The organism is Desulfovibrio sp. SGI.133, from assembly GCF_050313955.1.
Classification (GTDB): Bacteria; Desulfobacterota; Desulfovibrionia; order Desulfovibrionales; family Desulfovibrionaceae; genus Desulfovibrio.
Map to the genome: position 1 here is coordinate 420,811 of NZ_JBNPMK010000002.1, position 21,180 is coordinate 441,990.

At 65.1% G+C, this 21,180-nt stretch carries 18 protein-coding genes; 10 read left to right on the forward strand and 8 right to left on the reverse strand.

The genetic code is table 11. From position 1 onward, the window contains the following. Positions 1-113 precede the first annotated feature (113 nt). The 8 genes from ACQRBR_RS04560 to ACQRBR_RS04595 form a co-directional block, all read right to left on the reverse strand. Positions 114-2,735: a cobyric acid synthase gene (locus tag ACQRBR_RS04560; RefSeq protein ID WP_427812407.1), complete on the reverse strand. Its 2,622-nt coding sequence runs from the start codon at positions 2,733-2,735 to the stop codon at positions 114-116. Beyond that, on the reverse strand, positions 2,725-4,698 hold the full coding sequence (locus ACQRBR_RS04565; protein WP_427812408.1) for a cobyrinate a,c-diamide synthase: 1,974 nt from the start codon (positions 4,696-4,698) through the stop codon (positions 2,725-2,727). The genes ACQRBR_RS04560 and ACQRBR_RS04565 overlap by 11 nt, the downstream gene beginning before the upstream one ends. After that, complete coding sequence (gene cobM, locus ACQRBR_RS04570) at positions 4,698-6,728, reverse strand: precorrin-4 C(11)-methyltransferase (RefSeq protein ID WP_427812409.1); 2,031 nt, start codon at positions 6,726-6,728, stop codon at positions 4,698-4,700. The genes ACQRBR_RS04565 and cobM overlap by 1 nt, the downstream gene beginning before the upstream one ends. Before the next feature lie 45 nt (positions 6,729-6,773). Next, complete coding sequence (gene cbiD, locus ACQRBR_RS04575) at positions 6,774-8,018, reverse strand: cobalt-precorrin-5B (C(1))-methyltransferase CbiD (RefSeq protein WP_427812410.1); 1,245 nt, start codon at positions 8,016-8,018, stop codon at positions 6,774-6,776. 6 nt (positions 8,019-8,024) lie between these two features. Then, complete coding sequence (locus tag ACQRBR_RS04580; protein ID WP_427812411.1) at positions 8,025-8,669, reverse strand: precorrin-8X methylmutase; 645 nt, start codon at positions 8,667-8,669, stop codon at positions 8,025-8,027. A gap of 396 nt (positions 8,670-9,065) precedes the next feature. After that, entirely contained in the window at positions 9,066-9,620 is a 555-nt protein-coding gene (locus ACQRBR_RS04585; protein ID WP_427812412.1) for a flavodoxin family protein, read from the reverse strand. 344 nt (positions 9,621-9,964) lie between these two features. Further along, positions 9,965-10,597, reverse strand: a complete 633-nt coding sequence (locus ACQRBR_RS04590; protein WP_427812413.1) for a TetR/AcrR family transcriptional regulator — start codon at positions 10,595-10,597, stop codon at positions 9,965-9,967. 179 nt (positions 10,598-10,776) lie between these two features. Beyond that, entirely contained in the window at positions 10,777-11,760 is a 984-nt protein-coding gene (locus ACQRBR_RS04595) for a DUF1848 domain-containing protein (RefSeq protein ID WP_427812414.1), read from the reverse strand. Between the two features lie 580 nt (positions 11,761-12,340). Between ACQRBR_RS04595 and ACQRBR_RS04600 the strand changes: the two genes are divergently transcribed. The 10 genes from ACQRBR_RS04600 (at position 12,341) to ACQRBR_RS04645 (ending at position 21,180) form a co-directional block, all read left to right on the forward strand. Continuing rightward, the gene (locus ACQRBR_RS04600) at positions 12,341-13,963 is read left to right on the forward strand and encodes a DNA primase family protein (RefSeq protein WP_427812415.1); all 1,623 of its coding nucleotides are present in this window, start codon (positions 12,341-12,343) and stop codon (positions 13,961-13,963) included. Between the two features lie 231 nt (positions 13,964-14,194). Continuing rightward, positions 14,195-15,850, forward strand: a complete 1,656-nt coding sequence (locus ACQRBR_RS04605; RefSeq protein ID WP_427812416.1) for a primase-helicase zinc-binding domain-containing protein — start codon at positions 14,195-14,197, stop codon at positions 15,848-15,850. Then, positions 15,828-16,610 carry a ParB N-terminal domain-containing protein gene (locus tag ACQRBR_RS04610; RefSeq protein WP_427812417.1) on the forward strand — a complete coding sequence of 261 codons (783 nt, stop codon included), beginning with the start codon at positions 15,828-15,830 and terminating at the stop codon, positions 16,608-16,610. Before ACQRBR_RS04605 ends, ACQRBR_RS04610 begins: the two co-directional genes overlap by 23 nt. Continuing rightward, complete coding sequence (locus ACQRBR_RS04615; RefSeq protein ID WP_006004839.1) at positions 16,603-16,833, forward strand: hypothetical protein; 231 nt, start codon at positions 16,603-16,605, stop codon at positions 16,831-16,833. The genes ACQRBR_RS04610 and ACQRBR_RS04615 overlap by 8 nt, the downstream gene beginning before the upstream one ends. After that, positions 16,833-18,191, forward strand: a complete 1,359-nt coding sequence (locus ACQRBR_RS04620) for a hypothetical protein (protein ID WP_427812418.1) — start codon at positions 16,833-16,835, stop codon at positions 18,189-18,191. Before ACQRBR_RS04615 ends, ACQRBR_RS04620 begins: the two co-directional genes overlap by 1 nt. Before the next feature lie 91 nt (positions 18,192-18,282). Beyond that, positions 18,283-18,537, forward strand: coding sequence for an alanyl-tRNA synthetase (locus tag ACQRBR_RS04625; RefSeq protein WP_427812419.1), 255 nt, complete (start codon positions 18,283-18,285; stop codon positions 18,535-18,537). Positions 18,538-18,649: 112 nt separating this feature from the next. Further along, positions 18,650-19,069: an iron receptor gene (locus tag ACQRBR_RS04630; protein ID WP_427812420.1), complete on the forward strand. Its 420-nt coding sequence runs from the start codon at positions 18,650-18,652 to the stop codon at positions 19,067-19,069. 9 nt (positions 19,070-19,078) lie between these two features. Further along, complete coding sequence (locus tag ACQRBR_RS04635; RefSeq protein ID WP_304008870.1) at positions 19,079-19,441, forward strand: DUF488 family protein; 363 nt, start codon at positions 19,079-19,081, stop codon at positions 19,439-19,441. 182 nt (positions 19,442-19,623) lie between these two features. Next, positions 19,624-20,355, forward strand: coding sequence for a hypothetical protein (locus ACQRBR_RS04640; protein WP_427812421.1), 732 nt, complete (start codon positions 19,624-19,626; stop codon positions 20,353-20,355). A 246-nt stretch (positions 20,356-20,601) separates the two neighbouring features. Next, on the forward strand, positions 20,602-21,180 hold the full coding sequence (locus ACQRBR_RS04645; protein ID WP_427812422.1) for a hypothetical protein: 579 nt from the start codon (positions 20,602-20,604) through the stop codon (positions 21,178-21,180).

A 21,180-nucleotide genomic window follows, 5' to 3' on the forward strand; every position in this document is an offset into this window, starting at 1 on the left:
GGGCGTACCATGGAAAACCACCTAGTTACGGGTGGTTTTATTTGTTGATGGCGATAGTGCGCCCGTATGTGCCGGCATCGTTGTTTCGGTAGCGGGCCTGACGGTGGCCTTTCTTACAGCCCCAGACGCTTGTAAATGGCCTTCATGTCCACATTCTGGCGCACCACGTCGGCCAGGCGGTCCAGCGAGGCTTCCAGATCGCAGCGTACCAGCTGGCGGCCCTGCGGCTTCAGGCCCACGTCCTGCCGCACATGATCGAGCCAGGCTCGGCGGAAGGTATCGTCATCGAACAGGCCGTGCAGATAGGTGGCCCAGCGGCGTCCGCTCACATAACCGCAGGCACGTTCTTCCGGGGCGCCTTGGCCCTCGCGCACGAAAAGAGGCTGGGCCGACGGGCCGTGGCTGGTATGGCCGTGATGTATCTCGTAACCGCCGGTCATGACCGGCAGCGGCGTGGCGGCCCGGCGCACGCTGACCAGCGTCTTGTCCGCCGCAAAGGTGGATTCCAGATCCATGAGCCCGAGGCCGGGCACGGAAGGCGCGGAAGACTCCAGCCCCAGCGGATCGAGGATGGCGCGTCCCAGCATCTGGAGCCCGCCGCAGATGCCCAGCAGCCAGCCGTCCCGGGCGGCATGTCGGCAGATGAGATCGGCCAGGCCATCGGCCCGCAGCGCGGCCAGGTCGGCGGCTACGCTCTTGGTACCGGGCAGGATGACCACATGGGGCTGACCCCAGTCTTCGGCCCGCCGCACGGCCCGCAGGCGCACGTCCGGTTCGGCGGCCAGGGGCGTCATGTCCGTAAAGTTGGACACATGCCGGGGCATGACCACAGCAATGTCGAGGATGCCGGGCGGGGGCGGTGTGGTGTCCGCCGCCTGCGACCAGGGGAAGCCCGCCATGTCTTCATCCGGGATGTTGATATTGCGCAGCCAGGGGATGACGCCCAGCACCGGGATGCCGGTGGCCTGCCGTATATAGGCGTGGGCCGGTTCCAGAAAGGAAGCGTCCCCCCGGAACTTGTTGACGAGCCAGCCCGCCAGCAGGGAGCGCTCCTGTTGTTCCAGGGTCATCCAGGTGCCCAGCAACGAGGCATAGACCCCGCCGCGGTCGATGTCGCCCACCAGCAGCACCGAGGCCTGCGCGTGGGCGGCCATGCGCATGTTGACGATGTCGTGCTGCTTGAGGTTCACCTCGCCGGGGCTGCCTGCCCCTTCCAGAACCATGACTTCGTGCCGGTCGGCCAGCGTGTCGTAGGCATCGCGCACGGTCTGCCAGAGCCCGGCCTTGTAGCGGAAATACTCGCGGGCCTGCATGTGTCCCACGGGTTTGCCCAGGACGATGACCTGTGACCCGGTCTCCGAATGCGGCTTGAGCAGCACGGGGTTCATGAGGGCCTCGGGATCGATGCGGGCCGCCTGGGCCTGGACGATCTGGGCGCGCCCCATCTCTTCGCCAAGGGCGGTCACCCCGGAGTTGAGGGACATGTTCTGGGCCTTGAACGGAGCCACGTCGTAGCCGTCCTGACGCAGGATGCGGCAGAAGGCGGCGGCCAGGATGCTTTTGCCCGCATCGGAGGACGTGCCCTGCAGCATAAGGGCAGGACGCCGAGAGCGCGGGCGCGGCAGCACGGACACGGACGGGTGCAGGATGCCGCGCAGGGCGTCGGCCAGCCGCTGATGGTCTTCTTCCAGCCGTACGGCGGCCCGGAACCAGCTGCCGTCTTCCATGCCGCGATAATTGGAGCAGTCGCGCACGGCGATGCCGTATTCCCGCAGCAGGCGGGCATACAGGTCCGCCGGGGCCTGTGCACAGCGGAACAGCACATAGTTGGCCAGCGAGGGGAAGACCGTGATGCCGGGCACGTCGCGCAGGCAGGCGCACAGATGCTCGCGGCGGCGGTTGTTCTCGTCCCGTGTCCGCTCGGCAAAGTCCGAAGTATCCTCCAGCACGGCCTGTGCGGCGGCCAGGGCAAAGGCGTTGACGCTCCAGGCGGGCAGCCGTCCGCGCCATCGGCGTGCCCGTTCCTCCTGCGTGACCATGTAGCCCAGGCGTACGCCGGGCACGGCATGGAACTTGGTCAGGGAGCGCAGCAGCACGGCATTGTCCGGCAACTGCGGGATGATGGAAGAGACGTCGTCGGGGCCCGCATAGGCGGCAAAGGCTTCGTCGATGATCCAGAGCAGATCGGGGCGGGCCTCCAGCAGACGGCGGCAGGACGCGGGCGGCAGGAAGGAGCCGGAAGGATTGCCCGGATTGGCCAGCCAGACGGCCGCGCGGGGCGGGACGTCCGCCAGCAGGGAGAGCAGCTGCCGAAGCATGTCCTCATCGCTGTCCCCGTCGCGGCGCACGCCGCAGTCCAGATGGCGTACCTCCAGCCCGGCCAGCCCGCAGGCCAGGGCGTATTCACTGAAGGCCGGTTCGATCACGGCCGCGCAGGGGACGCCGTCCTCCTTGAGGACGCGGGCCAGCAGGTGGATGAGTTCGTTGGTGCCGTTGCCGAACACGAAACAGTCCGCAGGCAGGCCGTAGACGCGGGCGGCGGCCTCCATGGCCTCTTCCGCATGGGGAGAAGGATAGGCCGAGATATGGTCCAGAGCGCGACAAAGCGCCAGACGCAGGAATTCCGGTGCGCCTTCGGGACGGACGTTGACGCTGAAATCCAGCAAACTGTCAGGGGCGCGCCCGGCCAGTGCGGCCATGCGCAGCCGGTCGCCGCCGTGTGCCTCAGGCTTCATGGGGATCCTCCTCAAGGGGCGGTGACGGCATGGCCTTGCCGTGAAGGCCAAGGGCGGAAAGGATGCGGGCCGCGCAGTGTTCCGGGCTGGTGCGGCTGGTATCCACATGCAGCTCACCGGGCAGGGGCGTGTGGATGTCCCGTGCCTGCCGGGCGGCATGGGGCCAGTCCGGCGTGCGGTCGGTACGGTTCTTTTCCCGGCGTTCCAGCTCGGCCAGTTCGCAGCAGACCTGCACGGGCAGGACGGGGACGCCCCGCAGACGCTGCCACAGGTCGGCTATCCAGTCCGGGCGCTCTCCCAGCACATGATCCACGATGACCCATGCCCCGGCATGCGCGGCTTCGGCCGTGGCCGCGTGCAGGATGGCGGTCAGGGGCAGGCCCGTGGCGGCCAGGCCCTGCAGCAGGGCCCCCGGACGGCCGGGACAGGCTCGCAGCAGATCGTCCATGGACAGGACGATGCTGTGGCGGCCGTGGTCGGCCAGCAGCTTTTCCTGCAGGGCGCGGGCCAGGGTGCTCTTGCCTGCGCTGGAGGGGCCGTTGAGCAAGATCACTTGCCCGGCAGGACTGTGGGGGGCAGGAGCCGTTCCCATATCCATATCCCCGCCAGCGGCGGTATCGGCCAGACCGCCCCAGTAAAGATGCACATAGCCCGCTCGTACATTGCCGTGATGCACGCCTTCGGGACGGGTGCCCGCACGGTCCGTGACGTCATAGAGAGGCGCGTAAGGCCGGTGCAGCTCGATGTGCGACCAGTGGAACTCGTGGCCTCGGCAGGTCTCCAGAGGCAGGCCCAGGGGAGCACCCCCCGTGAAGCGGACATCGCGGTAACCCAGCGAACGCAGGCCCTGTCCCATGCGGGCCGTGGCTTCCAGCACGCCGCACATGGGCCAGATACGGCGCTCCCCGTCCAGACCGTGACCCTCGGCGGCGGCTTCCAGTCCGGCACACAGATACATGTAGCCGCCGCACTCGGCGTAGATCTCGCCGCCCTCGGCGACGAAGTCCCTGATGGCGCTACGCATGGCCGTATTGGCGGACAGCCGGGCGGCAAAGGCTTCCGGGTAGCCGCCGCCCAGATACAGGGCGTCCGGCTGCGGCGGCAAGGCCGTATCCCGCAGGGGCGAGAAGGGGACGATCTCCCAGCCGCGGGCGCGCAGGGCGTCCTCGTTGGCGCGGTAATAAAAGCAAAACGCCTCGTCCCGGGCTACAGCCAGACGACGGAGCCGCCGGCCGGGAGCGGGCAGGGGCTGCGCCAGAGGCTGGAGCTGGCGTGTCAGGGCAAGCAGGCGGTCCAGATTCACATGATTTTCCGCCAGTTCCGCCAGATGGTCCGTCCACGCCGTATCGCAGTCGCTTTCAGCCGCGGGCAGCAGGCCCAGCTGCCGTTCGGGGATGCGGCAGGCCTCGTGGCGGGGCAGAGCGCCCAGCAGGGGCGGCAGCCCGGCCTTTTCCAGCGCCTGACGCAAAATGTCCGCATGGCGCGGGCTCCCGGCATTGTTGGCGATGACGCCTGCCAGCCGGACACCATGACGTGCCGCCTGCTGCTGGAACCCTTCCACCAGCGCCGTCAGCGAGGCGGCCATGCCCCGCACGTTGACCACCAGCAGCACGGGCAGGTGTAACACACGGGCGCAATCCAGCGTGCTGCCGGAAAGGTCGTCAGGGGCGCGGCCGTCCAGCAGGCCCATGACGCCCTCGCAAACAGCGGCGTCGGCTCCCTGCACGGCGGCCCGCCACTGGGCGCGCACACCGGCCTCGCCCATCATCCAGGTATCCAGATTGCAGGCCGGGCGGCCGGTGGCCAGCGTATGGAAGGTGGGGTCGATGTAATCCGGCCCGCATTTGCAACCCTGCACGGCAAGGCCCCGGCGGACAAGGGCCCGCATCAGGGCCACGGCCACGGCGGTCTTGCCCTCGCCGGAGCGGGGAGCGGCCAGACAAAAGGCGTGGAAGTCCCGCATCAGCGACCGTCCACGGCGGACGCAGGGGCGTCCTTGTCCAGATATTTTTCCGCATAGCCGCGGGCTTCGAACAGCGCACCCTGATCCGTGACCGTGCGTGCGCTGCCGATGAGCACCAGCGTGGACATGTCCACGTCATCGGCGGGCAGGTCGGCCAGACGGCCGATCCAGCGCGTCTCTTCCGGGCGGCCGGCATGGCGCACGAAGGCGCAGAGGATGTCACCGCCGCGCGCTTCGCGGAAGATGTCCAGGGCCTCGGCCAGCAGCCGGCGGCGCTTGCGCCCGGCAGGATTGTACAGGGTCACGGGCAGGGCCGACTGCGCCACGGCCCGCAGGTTGCGGCGCACTTCGTCAGCGGGCACCAGCAGGTCGGAAAGGCTGACCAGCGAAAAACCGTTCTGCAGGGGGGCCCCCAGCGCTGCGGCGGCCGTGCTGGCAGCCGTGATGCCGGGCAGCACCCGGATAGGCAGGTCGCGGAAGGCCTGTTCGCGGGCGCGCAGCTCGAACAGCAGCCCGGCCATGGCCAGGATGCCCGGGTCACCGGAGCAGACCATGCAGACCGTGGCCCCGGCAGCGGCAGCGGCCAGGGCGTCGCGGCAGCGTTCCACCTCGCCCTTCATGCCGGTCTCGATGAGGCGCTTGCCGTGGATGCGGTCGCGGATGAAATCTACATATTTGCTGTACCCGGCCACAGTATCGCAGCGGCGCAGGGCCGCATCCACTTCGGGCGTGAGCTGGGCGGGATCGCCGGAGCCCAGGCCCACCACCAGCACCTCGCCGTGCGGGGACGAGGGGACCGTGGATGCCGTGGCAGCTGCCGAAGAGACCGCAGCAGGCGTGTCGTTTTCTTTCTCCGCTTCAGTCGGGCCGGTGATGGCCAGCCCGCCGGTGATGCGGGCCACACGCCGGGTCAGCCGGTCACCGGCATGATCCGGGCCGTCCAGCAGGCAGACGGCATGGCGGCCGCTCTCGGCGCAGCAGATGACGGCAGCGTCCCCGGTGGCGGCGGGCAGCAGGGGCAGGGCCTGACGGGGCGTGCCCAGGATGATGTGGGCATCGAAGCGAGGCAGGGCATCAGCCAGAGCAGCGGCCATGTCGGCCACAGGCTGCGGGGCAGGCTGCTGGTCATCGGCCGGGCAGGCGGCGAAGATCACGGGAGCGGGGGCGTCGCCCTGCGCCAGTGCGGCGGCCAGTGTACGCGCCTGGGCCAGTCCCGTCGGGCTGGCGGCATAGAGCGCGCAGGTGCCGTGGAAGGCCTCGTCGGGCAGGCTGTTGCGGTAGCCGTGGGAAAAAGATCCGTCGTACAGGCGGGAGGCCGCCGTGGAAGCAGCCAGGGCACGGCCCACCAGAATCAGGGATTGCCGCCGGAAGCCTGCTTCTTCCACCTTGCGGGCCAGATCGGCCACCGTGCCGCGCACGACCTGTTCGTCAGACCAGGAGGCGCGGTAGACGGCCGCGGCGGGCGTATCCGGCGCAAGACCGCCCGCATCCTGCAATTCCTGCATCAGCTCGGCCACTTTGCCCGTGCTGAGGAAAAAGGCCAGCGTGGCCCCGGTGCGGGCAAAAGCGGCGGCCTGCTCGCCAGCGGGCATAGGCGTGCGGCCGGGCGTGCGGGTCAGGACGACGCTCTGGGCCGTTTCCGGGCCGGTCAGCTCGCAGCCCAGGGCCGCGGCAGCGGCGAACACGCTGCTCACACCGGGGGTGATGCGCACGGTGATGCCCCGTTCGGCCAGCCCCCGGATCTGTTCGTCGATGGCGCCGTAAAGGGCGGGATCACCGGTATGCAGACGCACCACACGCTTGCCCGCCAGCGCGGCCTCGCTCATGACGGCCACCTGTTCCGCCAGATCCATGGAGGCACTGTCTCGGCAAAGGCAGTCCGGGCGGCAGTGGCGCAGCAGGGCAGGGGCCACCAGCGAACCGGCATAGACCACCAGATCGGCTTGCTGCAGGGCCCGCAGGCCGCGCACGGTGATGAGGTCTTCCGCACCGGGACCGGCACCGACGATTTCCACAAAGGGCATGTTCATGGGCAAACTCACAGGGAGAGGTAAGGGGCTCCGGCCGCAGGGCGGTCAGGGCCTGTCGATGAAATAGCGCAGGCCGATGTCCGGGGCCTGTCCATCAGAAGAAGTGTCTTCCGGGCTGTCGGTCGTGCCGTCGTCCGGGGACGGCAGAGGGATCGCCACCGTGCCGGGAGCGCGCCGCAGGCTTTCCTTGAACAGGAAAGTGCCGTCAAAATCGAAGACCAGCAGATGCAGGGACGGCACGCCGGGAGCCCGGCGGGAAAAGTGTTCCAGGGCCGCCCGGGCCAGGCCATGCAGCACAGGCAGGCGCCCGGCTTCGGGGATGGAGAGCAGGGCCTCGCGCACGGACGCACTGTGATGCAGGGCCTCGTGCAGGGCGGTCTCTCCGGGCAGGCAGGCCTGCACTTGACGGCGCAGCAGGGCCATGTCCTGTTCCACCTGATGGGCGTGGGTGTTGGCGAAGCCCGCGGCATACTTGCAGAGTTTGCCCGCCATGCAGGCCACGACCACCTCCTGCATCCGGTGACGGGCGGCGATGCCCAGACTGTCGGCGATGAAATCCCCGATGCAGACGAAAGCGCTTTCCGGCCAGTGGGACAGCTGGCGGCGGGCTCCCGCCTGGGTGCGGCCGCCGGTACAGAAGACCATCTCGCGGCCGCCGCTACGTTGCCGGGCCCGTACGCACAGGCGCACGGTCTCCACATAGGCGGCGTGGCTGTAAGGCCGCACCAGACCCGTGCTGCCCAGGATGGAGATGCCGCCTTCCACGCCCAGCCGGGGATTGAGGGTGTGGCGGGCCAGCTCCGCTCCGTTCTCCACGCCCAGTTCCAGCAGCCAGCAGCCGTCGGTCATACCCGCGCGGGCCAGGTTCTCGGCCAGCAGGCGACGCGGACCGCCGGTGACGGCCCATTTGCCGGGCGGGCAGTCCAGGCCCTGTCGGGTGCAGCGGCCGATACCTTCCACGGCACGCAGGATGAGCACCGCTGCGCCTATATCGAGGCGATGGTCCTCAGGTCGGGCATCTTCGGGCGCACAGGCGGAGAGTCGGGCAAAGAGCACCGCACCATGCGTGCAGTCGGGATCGTCGCCGCCGTCCTTGACCATCTCGGCCATACGGCCCGGAGCGGGCGGCCGCAAGGGCAGAAGGCGCTCCTTGCCGTCGCCGAACAGCACGGGCACCACGACCGGTGGCGTGCCCGTCCGCAGAGACTGCCAGCAGGCCACGGTCAGCGCGGCGGCACAGGCGCCGGTGGAATAGCCCCAGCGCAGGGACGTGTGGTCTTTGCGGCCCATGGCGGTCTAGGCACTCTCCATGACTGCGTGCAGGGTGGTGACGGCCAGGGCGCTGCCGCCACGACGGCCTTCCAGCACGATCTGGGGCACAGGGCAGCGGGCCAGGAGCTCCTTGGATTCCACCACGTTGACGAAGCCCACGGGCATGCCCACCACCAGGGCCGGGCGGACGCCTTCTTCAAGGATATAGCGGGCGATGCGGGCCAGGGCCAAGGGCGCGTTGCCGATGAGCACGATGCCGCCATCCAGCAGGGGACGGGCTTTTTCGGCGCTGCACAGGGCGCGGGTATGGCCTTCGGCGCGGGCCCGTTCCACCACATCGGGATCCGTGATGTAACAGTGCAGGTCTTCAGGCCCGTAGCCCGGATGAAGCGTGCGCAGTTTGGGCAGGGACAGGCCGGAGCGCAGCATCTGCGAATCACAGAAGATGGGTGCCTTGCGGCGCAGGGCGGCCAGTCCGGCGGACACCGGATCATGGCGGAAGACAAGGGTATCCGCGATGTGCATGTCCGCCGTGGTGTGGATAAGGCGGCGTGCCACGCGCCAGTGCGGGGCGGACAGGGTGCGGTGCAGGTCGCATTCGGCTTCGATGCGGCGGAAGCTCTCCTGCTCGATCTCTGCGGGGCTCATGTTCCAGCGAATCGTTTCCATGGGATATCCTGCTGAACAGCAGTCAGAAAGGTCGGGAAAATCGCGACAAGAATGCAGAAAATCGGCGTGCTGTGCAAGAGGAGAAGTAGGGGCGGGGCGGCGCCACCAGTAGCACAAGAGATGCTCGGGAAGGAGAGGCCTGTCTGATGGAGACAGGCAGGCGTGCTGGCGCCAGCCTTTGGCAGACGGGCAAGAAGATATACGGCAGTGTACCGTTATTCTATGGAAGAGGGCGGGAAAGCTCTGCGATGATGCTCCCAGATTGGTGCACCGGATGGCCAGCATGGATCGGGACGTCATACCGGGCAGGCGCGTGGTACGCATGTGCGTGATAAATGGCCGTGACGCCGCAGCGGGTACGGCGTCACGGGGAAAACGGATGTATCTGGCTCCTGTCTACAGCGAAGCCCCGAAGCGGAACGCCTGATCCAGAACAGGCTGTCCGGCCACGGCACCGGCTTCGAACACACCGCCGGCCAGGACCTGCCCGCGATCTTGCCAGCCAAGGAAGCCCAGCAGCGCGTGATAGTAATCCAGCACCGGTTTCCAGTTGTCAGCGCTGTTGCCTTCGGCCGCCATGATGAGCGCGCACTCTTTGTGCGGGTTGGCATAGCCGGGGAAGCATTCGGCCACGGCAAAAAGGCGGTCAAAAGCCGTTTTCAGCTGGCCGGAAAAGCCCCAGTAATACATGGGCGATGCCAGTACGACGGTATCGGCTTCCCGGTAAGCGGGGTAGATGAGCCCCATATCATCCTTTTGCACGCAGGGGCTTGCGGGGTCCTTACCGCCCTTCACACAGCCCAGACAACCGTGGATATCCAGCTTGTGCAGGTCGAACCGGGTCACCTGATGGCCCGCGCTCCGGGCACCGGCGCTCAAAGCATCGCACAGCATGGCCGTATTGCCCTTGCTGCGGGGACTTCCGTTGAGAATGAGGATCTTCTTGCTCATGGCGTTTCCTCCTGTGCCGTCATATGCGGCACTATGGTTTGCTGGATGGTGGCATGGCTCTGCGCGTATCCTGCCGGGGCAGGCCGGAGCGTGCTTTGGGCGTCTGCCGTGGCTGGAGTCGCTGTCCGGGCTTGCTGGCGAGGAAGAGCGGTCATGCCTTTTGTTTCTTTCGGCGGACGGATGATAGCTGTCGTGTCCGTATGGATATTTTTGTAATAATCACTAAGAAAATGTCAATAGCCTTATCACACCTGATGCCCAGGGACAGGCAACGGGAAAAGCGGCAACAGGGCTAAGACGTACGGACAGCGGGAGAGCGAGGAGAATGAGCAGGCCGGGCGGGCCTATGGGAGGCGTGGCGGCAGCATGCGGACAGCGTGGGCCGCGATGGCTTTGAGCTCGGACTGGAAGATCCCGTCCCGGGCCTGCAGGGACAGGCCTTCGAGCAGGGTGTTCAGCGCACCGGCCAGGGCCGGGACATCGGTATCCGGGGGGATCTGCTTGTCGTGTATGGCCCGGCGGAGCCTTTCGGCAAACATTTGCTTGGTGGCCAATCGAAGCTGGCGGACGGTCTCGATGATCTTTTTCTCGTCCGCCGCGATGTTGACGGCCGCCAAGACCACCATGCAGCCGCAGGGCGTTTCCGGCGAAAGCAGGATCTGCGCGGCTTCCTGGAAAAAATCCTCGACCGCCGCATAGATGTCGGGGGCGGCCAGAAAGCGTTGGGCCGGGGCCTCCCAGTAGGTCTGCTCGTAATGGCGCAGGGCTTCCAGAAAGAGCGTGGCCTTGTTGCCGAACGTGGCGTAGAGGCTGGGGGGATTGATCTTCATGGCCTTGCACAGGGATGCCACAGAGGCCGGGGCGTAGCCCTGCTGCCAAAAGACCTCCAGCGCACGGTGCAGGGCCAGGCCCCGGTCGAAGGCACGCGGGCGGCCTTTGCCGCGTGCTGCGGCATCAGAGGTACGGTTCGTCGGCATGGGCATTCCTTTGCTTGGTTGTCTGGGATGATGTGTAGGCCAGGGGGCAAAAAAATTCAAATGCTCTTTGCGGACACGACAAGTGCGGGAAAAGTTTTTTATAGTTTACGCTAAATAAATGCCCCGTAAAATCGTTCATGATAAATGGATGCCCCTGCGGGCTCACGGAGCACACCACGCTACGGCAGCAGACATTCCCGTATTTCGGGCTGCTGCTGGCGGCAGCGTTGAAGGTTGGCGCGCACCGCCTGCTCCGAACGGTTGGCATAGCAATAGACGCAGAAGTGCGGGCAGCTGTCATAGGCACCGATGTCCTTGCTGGGGATGCAGCCACAGGCCGTGCGCTGGCCCGCATCCTTGGGGGCGTTGGCGGCAGCCTTCCGGCCGGGTAGCAGGGAAAGCTGTTGGCGGGGCGCCAGCTCCGCCTGTACCAGGGCATCCTGCGGGCACAGGCGGCGGATGAGGGCATCGTCGATACATTTGTTTTTATGGATGCCCAGGGCGCTCAGGTCGATGCCTTCGGCGCAGGTGGCCAGCTCCAGCCGGTGCGGCCAGCCGGCGTTCAGGGCCGCGATGCCCCGGGCCAGTTCCCGCATCTCGTCCGCCGTGGGCGCGCGGTAGGCCGGATCGAGCCTGCGCAGGGCAGCGGCGGTCTTGCGGTACATGTCCACGAAGCTGAAGACGAGTTTTTCCGTGTAGGGAGAAAGCTCCCGCCCCAGCCGGTCGAGGCGGTCCAGCAGGGCAGCCGTGTTCAGGCGGCCGCCCACGATGAGGGGATCGCAACGCCAGATGACTCGCTGCGGGCCGATGCTGTCCGCCAGCCGCTTGAATGTCTCCAGGCGGCGGCACAGGGAGGGCAGGCCGGGCTCCAGCCCCTCGTCCTCATAGGCATTGAGGGTGTACTGGAAGTAAAATTGCCGCCCTGTGGCCGCGATCTCCGCCAGATGCGGCAGGAAGGGCGCGGGATGCTTGCTCCAGAAGACGAAGACGTGCGTGCGCGCAAAGGAGATGAGGCTTTCCTGCCGGCTGTTGAAGGGATTGCGCCGACGGCAAAAGCCCGCCCGCAGCCGGGCCATGAACCATTCCCCGTGGAAGGCCGGGATGTCCGTGGCACGGCTGGCGGAGATGACGAGAGGGGAGTGGGAGGAGATGGCGGGCGGCATAACAATGTTCAGCGCAGTGTTGCGTCCGTAATGAAGGTATGCGGCCTGCACGCTGAGGAAGCTGGCCTGGCCGTAGATCGTTCCAGATACGAAAAAAGCCCTTACGATCTCTCGTAAGGGCATGATTTCGTTGGCGTCCCCAAGGGGATTTGAACCCCTGTCGACGGCGTGAAAGGCCAACCGGCAGCGTTTGCCGCCATTGAATTTCCTGCGTTTCATGAGCGTACCGGAGCAGCAAAATGCACCGTTATGCACACCAATTTGTAAACGCATCTTGTAAACATCCCTTGGGCGTCTCTGCCCAACCATCCCCCCATCTGACAGCAGGGGCGAGTGCCTTCCCCCTGTTCCCCCATCGGCATGAACGGCCGGGCCAGAAATGTCCTTCTGCGCCCTTCGTCGCTCTGCGTCTTCACCTTGCCTGCGGGTCCTTCTGGGCCTCCCTTTCGGGCAAGGGACTGTGTACTTCGGCCCTCGGCCGCGATTTGTGGAACGGAAAGCGTGGAAAAAAGGAATAGCCATTTTTCCTCACCTTTTCCGTTTTTTCTTTTTTCGCTCATAAATTCAGATGGTTATATAAATGGCGAGAAAAAGCGCAGAGATGAAGGCCAAGGTCGAAGCACGCCGTAAGCAAGAGGCTGCGGCGAGGGCCGAGAAGGGCAGGAAGCCCGTGGAGGTCTCCAAGATCGAGATCACGAACGACGACCTGCTGGCCTACTTCAATGAGAACCGCGTGGGCGATGCCAAGCTGTACAGCCGCCTCCATCGCGGCACGGTGATCTACGTCAAGTATTGGGATCGCTTCCTGATATGGGGCGGGCACCATTGGATCGAGGATGATTTCGACATGGCCGCCCAGCGCATCGAGGACGTCTGTGAGCTGTACCTGCGGCTGGCTGAAAGCAAGCAGGCCGAAGCGGATGAGGAGACCGACAAGGATATACGGTCGAAGCTCGAAGGTCTGGCCTCGGCGGTTTTCCGTCGGGTGAGCCAGCTCCGCGACACGCCGGGGCAGGACAAACTGCTCCAGATGCTGCGCCGCATCCGCGACCCGCTGGTGGTGCTGCCCAAGCAGATCGACCAGCAGCACTACGTCAAAGCCTGCCCCAACGGGGTGATCGACCTCCGCACCGGAGAGCTGCGTCCGGGGAGGCCTGACGAGTATATCCTAAACGCCATCGTGACCGAGTACGACCCGGAGCTGTTGCGGAAGGATGACCCCTGCCCGGAGACCAACCGCTTCCTGCTGTCGTCCATGGACGGGGATCAGGAGCTGGTGGACTTCATCTGGCGCCTCCTTGGCTACGGCCTCATCACGGAGCGCCGCGACCACATTTTCACCATCATGTGGGGCGAACACGGGCGCAACGGCAAGGACACGCTCATCAAGCTGGTGACGCATGTGCTGGGCCAGACGCTCTCCGGCGACGTGCCCGTGGAGATGTTCCTCCAGATGCAGCAGACGCGGAACTCCTCGGCTCCGTCCCCGGACGTGCTGGCCCTGCGCGGCATGTGCGTGGCGTGGATCAACGAAGCGGAGGAGGGGCAGCGCTTTGCCTTGGCCAAGCTCAAAAAGCTGACCGGCGGTGGCTACATCACGGCGCGCGGCCTCCAGGACAAGCTCCAGACTACATGGCTCCAGACCCACCTGCCGATCATGACCACCAACGAGCTGCCCAAGGCCAAGGCTGACGACGCGGCCTTCTGGTCGCGAGCCATCCTCATTAAGTGGCCGCTTTCCTTCGTGGAGCGTCCGGAGCAGCCCTACGAGCGCCCTGCGGACAAAGACCTGACCGAGAAGGTAGGGGCCGAGGCCAAGGGGGTGCTGGCCCGCATGGTACGCGGAAGCATGGAGTACCTGCGGGACGGCCTCAAGATCCCGGACAAGGTGCGGGAATGGACGCGGGAGCAGCGGGCCAGCTGGGACGACGTGGGCCTGTTCCTTTCGGAATGGTGCATCTCGGAATCCCATCAGGCCAACCCCGCCAACTACACCCTGAAGGTCAACGCCACGGATCTGCATGAGGCATTCTGCATCTGGTATGCCCGTTACCGGGACAGGCGCTATTCCATCTCCGCCAAGAAGTTCGCCGAAGCCCTGAACAAGAAGGACATCGCCTACAAGAGGTCCAACGGCTCATGGCGTCTTGGCATCGACCTGACCGCCGAGGCCAAAACAGAGCTGGACAGCCACCGTGCCTAGAGATGACCTGTCCGCACCTGTCCGCAGGTGCGATAATGTAACCACTCTTGATTGTTGGCAAAAAACTAAAATGGACAGATGGACAGGACAAATACCTATTTCCACACGCATCCCGCATGGGCGCACACTTGCGCATAACATGTCCCATGTATCTGTCCATCTGTCCAGATAAGAAAAAAGCATAATAAAGTAGGTAGTTAATGAAATGAAGCAACGGACAGGTGCGGACAGATGACTTTGCTTGATTACTACAAGAGCCGCTTTGGCGAGGCTGTGAAGCGGCAGGGCGGCGCATGGAACGGCCCCTGCCCCCTGTGCGGTGGTGAACCGGGGAAGTCCGACCGTTTCATGATCTGGCCGGACAGGGCCGAAAACCTGGGCGAAGTCTGTGCCCAGAACGGGCTCAAGGGGATCTGGTCGTGCCGTCAGTGTGGTGCCAGTGGGGATACCATCGCTTACCTGACCAAGGTGGAGGGCATGGATTTCAAGGCGGCGCTGGCGGAGCTGGGGATCGAGGGCAGGCGTTCTTCCTTCCGGCGGCGCCGGGCTCCGGCAGAGCCCCGCCGGGAAAGCTCCCGCTGGGAGCCCCAGCAGTGGCCGGAACCTACCGAGCCGTGGTGCGAGTATGCCGGGAAGCTGCTGGCCGAAGCCGAGGCGGTGATCTGGGAGGAGCCGACCGCGCTGGCATGGCTGGCCAAGCGGGGCATCAGCGAGGAGGCCGTCCGGGCGTACCGGATCGGCTACCTCCAGGCGGAGAGCGGGCGCTTTCCGGGGCGGTTCCGGGCTCGTGCGGCCCTGGGGCTGCCCCCGCGCAAGGGGGATGACGGCAGGGAGCATACCCGCATCTTCATCCCGCGCGGCATCGTGATCCCGACGCTGGGGGCCGACGGGCGGGTGATGAACCTGCGGATCAGGCGGCACAAGCAGGATCTGCGCGAGCGTTCGCCCAAATACCTTGAGCTGGAAGGCTCCTGCAAGGCCCCCCTGCTGCTCTCCAGTTCACGCCCGGCCCCGCTGGCGGCCTACTTCGTGACCGAGGCGGAGCTGGACGCCATCCTGATCCACTACGCCACGGGCGGCGTGGTGGGGGCTCTGGCCGTCCGCACCAACCGGGGCAAGCCCGATGCCCATGCCCATGAGCGTCTGCGGCAGGCCGTTAGGATCGGGATCGCTCTGGATTACGACGGCCCCGGAGCTGACGGGGTGGAGTTCTGGGAGCGGCATTACCCGGCCAGCCTGCGCTGGCCGACGCCGGAGGGCAAAGACCCAGGCGATGCCTTCCGCCTGGGTGTGGACATCCGGGAGTGGGTCGGCTCCTGCCTGCCTGACAGCATTGCCCTGCCTGACAGCAGGGAGCCCCACAGGAGCAGCATAGCACAGGATGGCGACCTTGAACAGCATGATGAGGATGATGGGCAGGTGGACACTTCTGTCGCTGGCAAGATGGATGTGGGGGGCGGGGTGGCCCAGGAATTTTGCCCTGAGCCTGAAGGAAAAGGCCCATCGCAGCGTGCCAGGGGGGGATGCGTCGAGGGCTTCACGGATTTCATCTGGGCCGATGCGAGCATGTTTTCCGCGGCTGTCCTGCGCCAGCTCCGGGCCGCCCTGCCTCCGGGGATGGAACTCGAATTGGTGCCCGCCGCCGTATGCCGCTGCTGGCTCCAGTGGCGGCGGCTCCCGGTAGTCTATGCCCGCTACAGGCGCAAATGGTTGTGGGATGGCGCGTTCCGGCTGGCGAATCCGGGCGTGTGTGATGATTTTGAGGGCAAGGTGGCGTCCTCTCCAGAGATCATGCAGTGGCTGCATGACCACTGGGCTGAGGAAGTCACGACCGAAAACCTTTTTGACCTCTGGGGGATCACGAATGGATCTGACGCAACGGAATGAAGAGCTGGCTGCCATCAGCCGGGAGATGTTCGGGGAAGGGATGCTGCTGCAGGCGGTGGAACCCGCCAAGCTGTGCCTGCTCAAGGACAATGCCCGCTTTTTCAAGCGGGAGACCTTCCGGCAGCTGCGGGACAACATCGCATCGGACAAGCGCCTGTCCAGCGTACCTCTGTGCTACCGGCATGAGGATGGCCGGCTGGAGGTGCTGTCCGGCAATCACCGGGTCAAGGCCAGTATCGAGGCCAAGATCCCCGTGATCCTCGTGCTGGTCATCACGGAGACCCTGGACCAGAGCCGCCGCATCGCCATCCAGCTCTCGCATAACGCGCTGGTGGGAGAGGATGACCAGAGCATCCTGGCCAACCTTTGGTCGCAAATAGAGACCATTGAGGACAGGCTCTACAGCGGTCTCGACAGCGAGGTGACGAAGGAGCTGGGCGAGGTGGAGCTGGTGAATTTCTCCACGCCGCAGGTCCCGGCCCACATGGTCACGTTCATGTTCACGGATGGGGAAAAGGAACAGCTGTCGGAGATCCTGGATATGCTGTCCGATGCGGCCAAAAAATCGTCCGCCGTGTATGTTTTCCCCGGGACGCAGTATGAGGCGTTCACCAAGCTGCTCGCAGACGTGAAGGACGCCGAGAAGATCCGCGATAGCTCACTGGCCATGCTGCTCCTGCTGAAGCTCGGCGCGGAGTATCTTGAGCAGGAGGCCCTTGCCGCTGCTGACCAGGAGGTGGAGGAGGCGCGTCATGGATAGCGCAGGCAAAGCGGCCATTCGGCCCCGGACATCAGCGGCGGAACTCTGTTTTCTGGGCAGGGAGGCGGACTGGCTGGCGGACAAGCTGGTCTACCAGAAGCCCAACGGCAAATATGTCGGCGCTCCTTGCGCGGATGATTTCGGCTACCGCCAGTTCCCGACGCGGGAAGAAGCCGTGGCCTCATGGCGGGAGGCCGCCAGAAAAGCAGTGAGGTGGGAATAATGAGCTTTCTCGGTTCCATCGCCGGGCCGTTGCGCCGGGTACTGGCCTCCTATGCGGATGAGGTCACCGTCCCCGTGCTGCTGCCCTGTGCGGGCAATTTCACGGTGGGCGCGGCCCTGCGTTCCGGCGGCTACATGGGGCGGATAACCGGCTGTGACATCACGCTCTACACGTCGGCCCTTGGTGCCTACCTCGCCGGGGAAAGGCTGCCCGTGGTCGAGCGCGAGGATTGCCCGGAGCATCTGCGCGGCCTTCTGGACTGCAGCGATCCCGCCCGTCTGGCGGCGTCGGTAGCCATCATGCTCGACCTGCGTCAGGTCTGGAAGGCCCAGAACATCTGGCACCGGCGGGTACTGGCCAACTGGCGCCGGAACTGGCCTACGCTCATGGACAAGACGCTGGCCAAGCTGGAGGCCTACCGCGCCCACCTCACGCAGGGGGAGGGCTTCGGCTACGTCCCGCAGGACGCCGTGGCCTTTCTGCGGGATCATGGCCCGGATCATGCGGTCTTCATCGCACCGCCCACCTTCGGCAGCCGCGACTACATCAACCAGGAGCGTATGCTGGCGGCCTCGGCCTCGTGGCCCTCCCCGGAGTATGAAGAGATCAGCTTCAGGGACGTGCCCATCTATGAGCAGATCACGTCCTTCCGCGAGTGGATGATCATAATGGAGCGCCCCCTGCCGGAGATCGAGAAGATCCTGGGTGAACCTGTGGCGGTCGTCCACAAGGGGCGCAAAAGCATCACCTACGCCTACGCGGGACACAGCCGGCGCCGCATCGTGACCCGCGGCTACCTGCCGTCGCGCTCCCCAGGCCCGATCTTTCCCGGCGACCGCGTCCTGACCGGTACGGAAAAGCCCGGCCTCGTGCTGCTGGACAAGAAGCAGACCGTGCGGATGAACGAGCTGTTCATGTCCGCACGGGTGGACTACTTCCTCGCCGACGTGGCCCTGTCCATCGGCCTCTGTCTGGACGGCAGGATCATCGGCAAGCTGGATTTCAACCTGACCAAACACGAATGGGCGCTGCCGGAGCCGGGCCACCAGATCTACCAGCGCTCGGATCTGGCCGTGCCCAGCGTGGAAACGCGGCTGGCCAAGCTGGTGCTGATGATGTGCCAGTCGCATGAGGTCAAACAGCTCATCGACGCCACGTTCAAGGATGACGTGCGCTATGCCGTGACCACGGCCTTCTCCAGGCATCCGGTCAGCATGAAATACCGGGGCGTCTACAAGCTCCACAAGCGTCTTGAGGGGGAGAAGGGCGAGGGCTTCCGGCTCAATTACTACGGGGAGCTGGGCCTGTGGAGCCTCGATGAGGCCTATGCCCTCTGGTGGAAAAAATTCCACAAATAGCCGTTTTTGCAGGCTTTTTACTTGCGCCGGGGTGTCAATATGGTATTGTTTAAGTATGCGAAATACTTATCAAAATACACTGGAGACCGCCATGAAGACATCCCGTCGTGCGTTCCTTGCCCGCCTCATGCGCGAAGCGTGGGCCCTAGCCAGACTGGGGGCCAGCCGCTTCGGAGGGAGTGCCGTGCTGTATTTTGCCATAGCCCTGCGCCTCGTCTGGCGGGACAGCCGTCCCCGTACTGTCTGGCACAAGGGGATAGGCAACCGCTTCCTGCTCCCCGGCATGCCCGTGCCGGAAGGGCTGGGAAAGGCAGGGCAGCTCTTGCTGCCCGGTATCGCAAAATAAAAAAGGGCGGCAATGCCACTTGCCGCCCCCGATAGTAGCGGAGCCTTCTCAGCCACCATCATGCACAAAGGACAGGTTGGCAGGCCCGCTGGCAAAAGTCAAGGAGCCTGCCATGAAGACTGCCCAAAAGGGCATTCGCGCCATCAAGAAAGCCTGCCGGGAAATGGCGCACGAGATGATGCTGCTGGAATACCAGAAGTATGACGACATCTGGTGGAACCGCATCCGCATCACGCCGGAGCTGATCCGGCAGGGGGGCAAGGAGATCGTGCAGGAGATCAACCTCAAGATGCCCAACCTGCTCTCCCGCAGCCCTCTGGTCGATACGGTGGATCTGGTGGCCGAAAAGTTCGGCTTCGAGAGCATCAGCGACCTGCTGGATTACCTGCTGGACTACAAGCCCAGAGGCCCGGTGGAGGAACGCTGCTACGAACAATTTCTGGCCGAAGCGCTGGAGGGTGGGGCAGCTGTGGCTGCCTCGCAGGAAGAACCTGTCCCCCCGATGATCGAGGTGGACGAAGTCCCGTTCTAGGAGAGAACGATGATCTGTACCTCTTATTTTTCGAGCAGGGCCCCGCGTGAGCGCAAGGTGTGCATCGCCAAGTGGCCACCACGATACTGGAGTGGCCCGCGTGCCCGCCTGTTCGCGCCGGAAGACCCCAGGGCGGTCAACTGGCGGGCGGCGTACCGCAAGAACCTTGAGAGCCGCTTCCCCACGCCGGAAAGCCTTGAACGCTATCTGGGCAGCGTCCTTGCGCTGACCCCGGAGCCCATCCTGTGCTGCTACGAGGCCGACGCCTCGCAGTGCCACCGGCGAATCCTGGCCGCCTACCTCAAGGAGATGCTGGGCCTGGATGTGCCCGAATGGAGGGAGACCTCGCTGGAGCAGGGGAGCCTGCTCTAAAAAAAGTGGGGATGACAGGTGGCCGCCTGTCATCCCCTGGCTTGGAGGGGATAGGGCCCCGACCAAGAACACCTGAAGCCTATCCCCTCCGTTTGCAAAAATCAAACGGAGGCAGCCGTGGCTCATCACGGACGGGAATGAAGCCCCGCGATCCGGTACGGACGCGGGCATGTGGAGACAGTATGCCGAACGATGTGGAGGAATTGCTCGCCCGAAGCGCCAGTACAGACATCCAGGTCCTGCTGACCGCCAAGGAGAGCGCCAAGCGGGCCGCGCTTGATGAACCTTCACAGGCGAACCTCGCCGCACTGGATCGCGCCTCCAAAATGCTGGAGAGTGCGATGGAGGCAACCAAAAACCTCAAGAACTGGCAGGCAGTGCTGGATCATGTGGCCGATAACGGCCGCAAACTCAGCAAGACCAAGCTGTACAGCGACATCAACCGGGGCCTTTTGCGCAGGCAGCCCGACGGCACGTTCCGCCTGCGCGACGTGCAGCGCTACATGGCCAGCCTGCCTATGGCCGGGACGCCGGATGCCCTTGTCCGCAAGGCTGCTGACAGGCAGCGCCGCAAGGAGGAAGCGGACATCCGCAAGGCAGAGGCCGCGGCCGAGCGGGAAGAGTTCGACCTGCAGGTCAAAAAAGGCCGCTACATCCGCCGGGATCAGGTCTATGCGGAGCTGGCCGCCCGGGCGGTGACGCTCTCTTCCGGGCTCAAGACGGCCTTTGAAGCCCGGAACCTCGATCTGGTGGCGCTGGTGGACGGCAATCCCAAAAAGGCCGTCACGCTGGTGGAGGCCCTGGAGCGCATCTGTGATGACGCGCTCAATGAGTACAGCCGGGAGATGGAGTTTGAAGTGGTGCTTGAAGATCTGGAGCAGGCTGCCGAGGAGGTGACAGATGAACAGGAGTAGGAAGGAGGGTACGCCCCGGGGAGGGGCCCGCTGCCCGTACTGCAAGACGTTCTACAGGCATGGCTCGATGGCCCGTGCCTGCCAGAAGACGTTCTGGTGCCGGTATCATAACGCCCCTGGAGGGCTGCGCAAAGAGTTCATGGATGCCCAGCTGAAAACGAGCATCTGTGTCTGGTTTCTCCTGACCCCGCTGAAGGAAAATCCCCAACGTCGCCTGCGGCCCGCGCCATGTCGCTGGATGCCTGCATGGAGCCGCTCTACAGGGATCTGCGGCGCTTCTTTGCCTACAGCAACTCTTCCTTTGACGCGGCCACCAAGCCGACCATGCGTCTGCTCTACAGTCTGTGGGCTCCAGATGTTCCTGTGGACATCACGCATGTAGCGGCGGTGTTCAGCTCGCTCGTCAGCGATCTGCGGTTCCGGCTTGGCCCCTTCTGGGCGAAATGCCCCCCGGAGATGCGGGCGCCGCGTCTTTGGGCCGGTATCGAGCGCCAGTTGGACGGCATTTACGACTACTGTGACCCTGACGGGACTGAGGATTATCCTCATGTGGATGAGGTGCAGCCCCTCTATGACAGGATTCATGCCGCCATCTGGCCGTCGAGGCCTGTCCCGGAGATGCGTCTGTATCTCTCCGGGGAGCGGTTCTGGATCTCCGCCCAGACCAAGGCCGAGGCCCGCGAGATCCTGCGTGTTGAGACGGGCCTCGTGGGCCTGCCGGTGAAGGGCATCGCCCTGGGCGAACGGCTGTCCGATGGACGCACTGCCGGCGAGCTGCTTTCTCTGGCCGGTGGCAAGCCGGGCATCATCGCTCTGGCCCAGTGA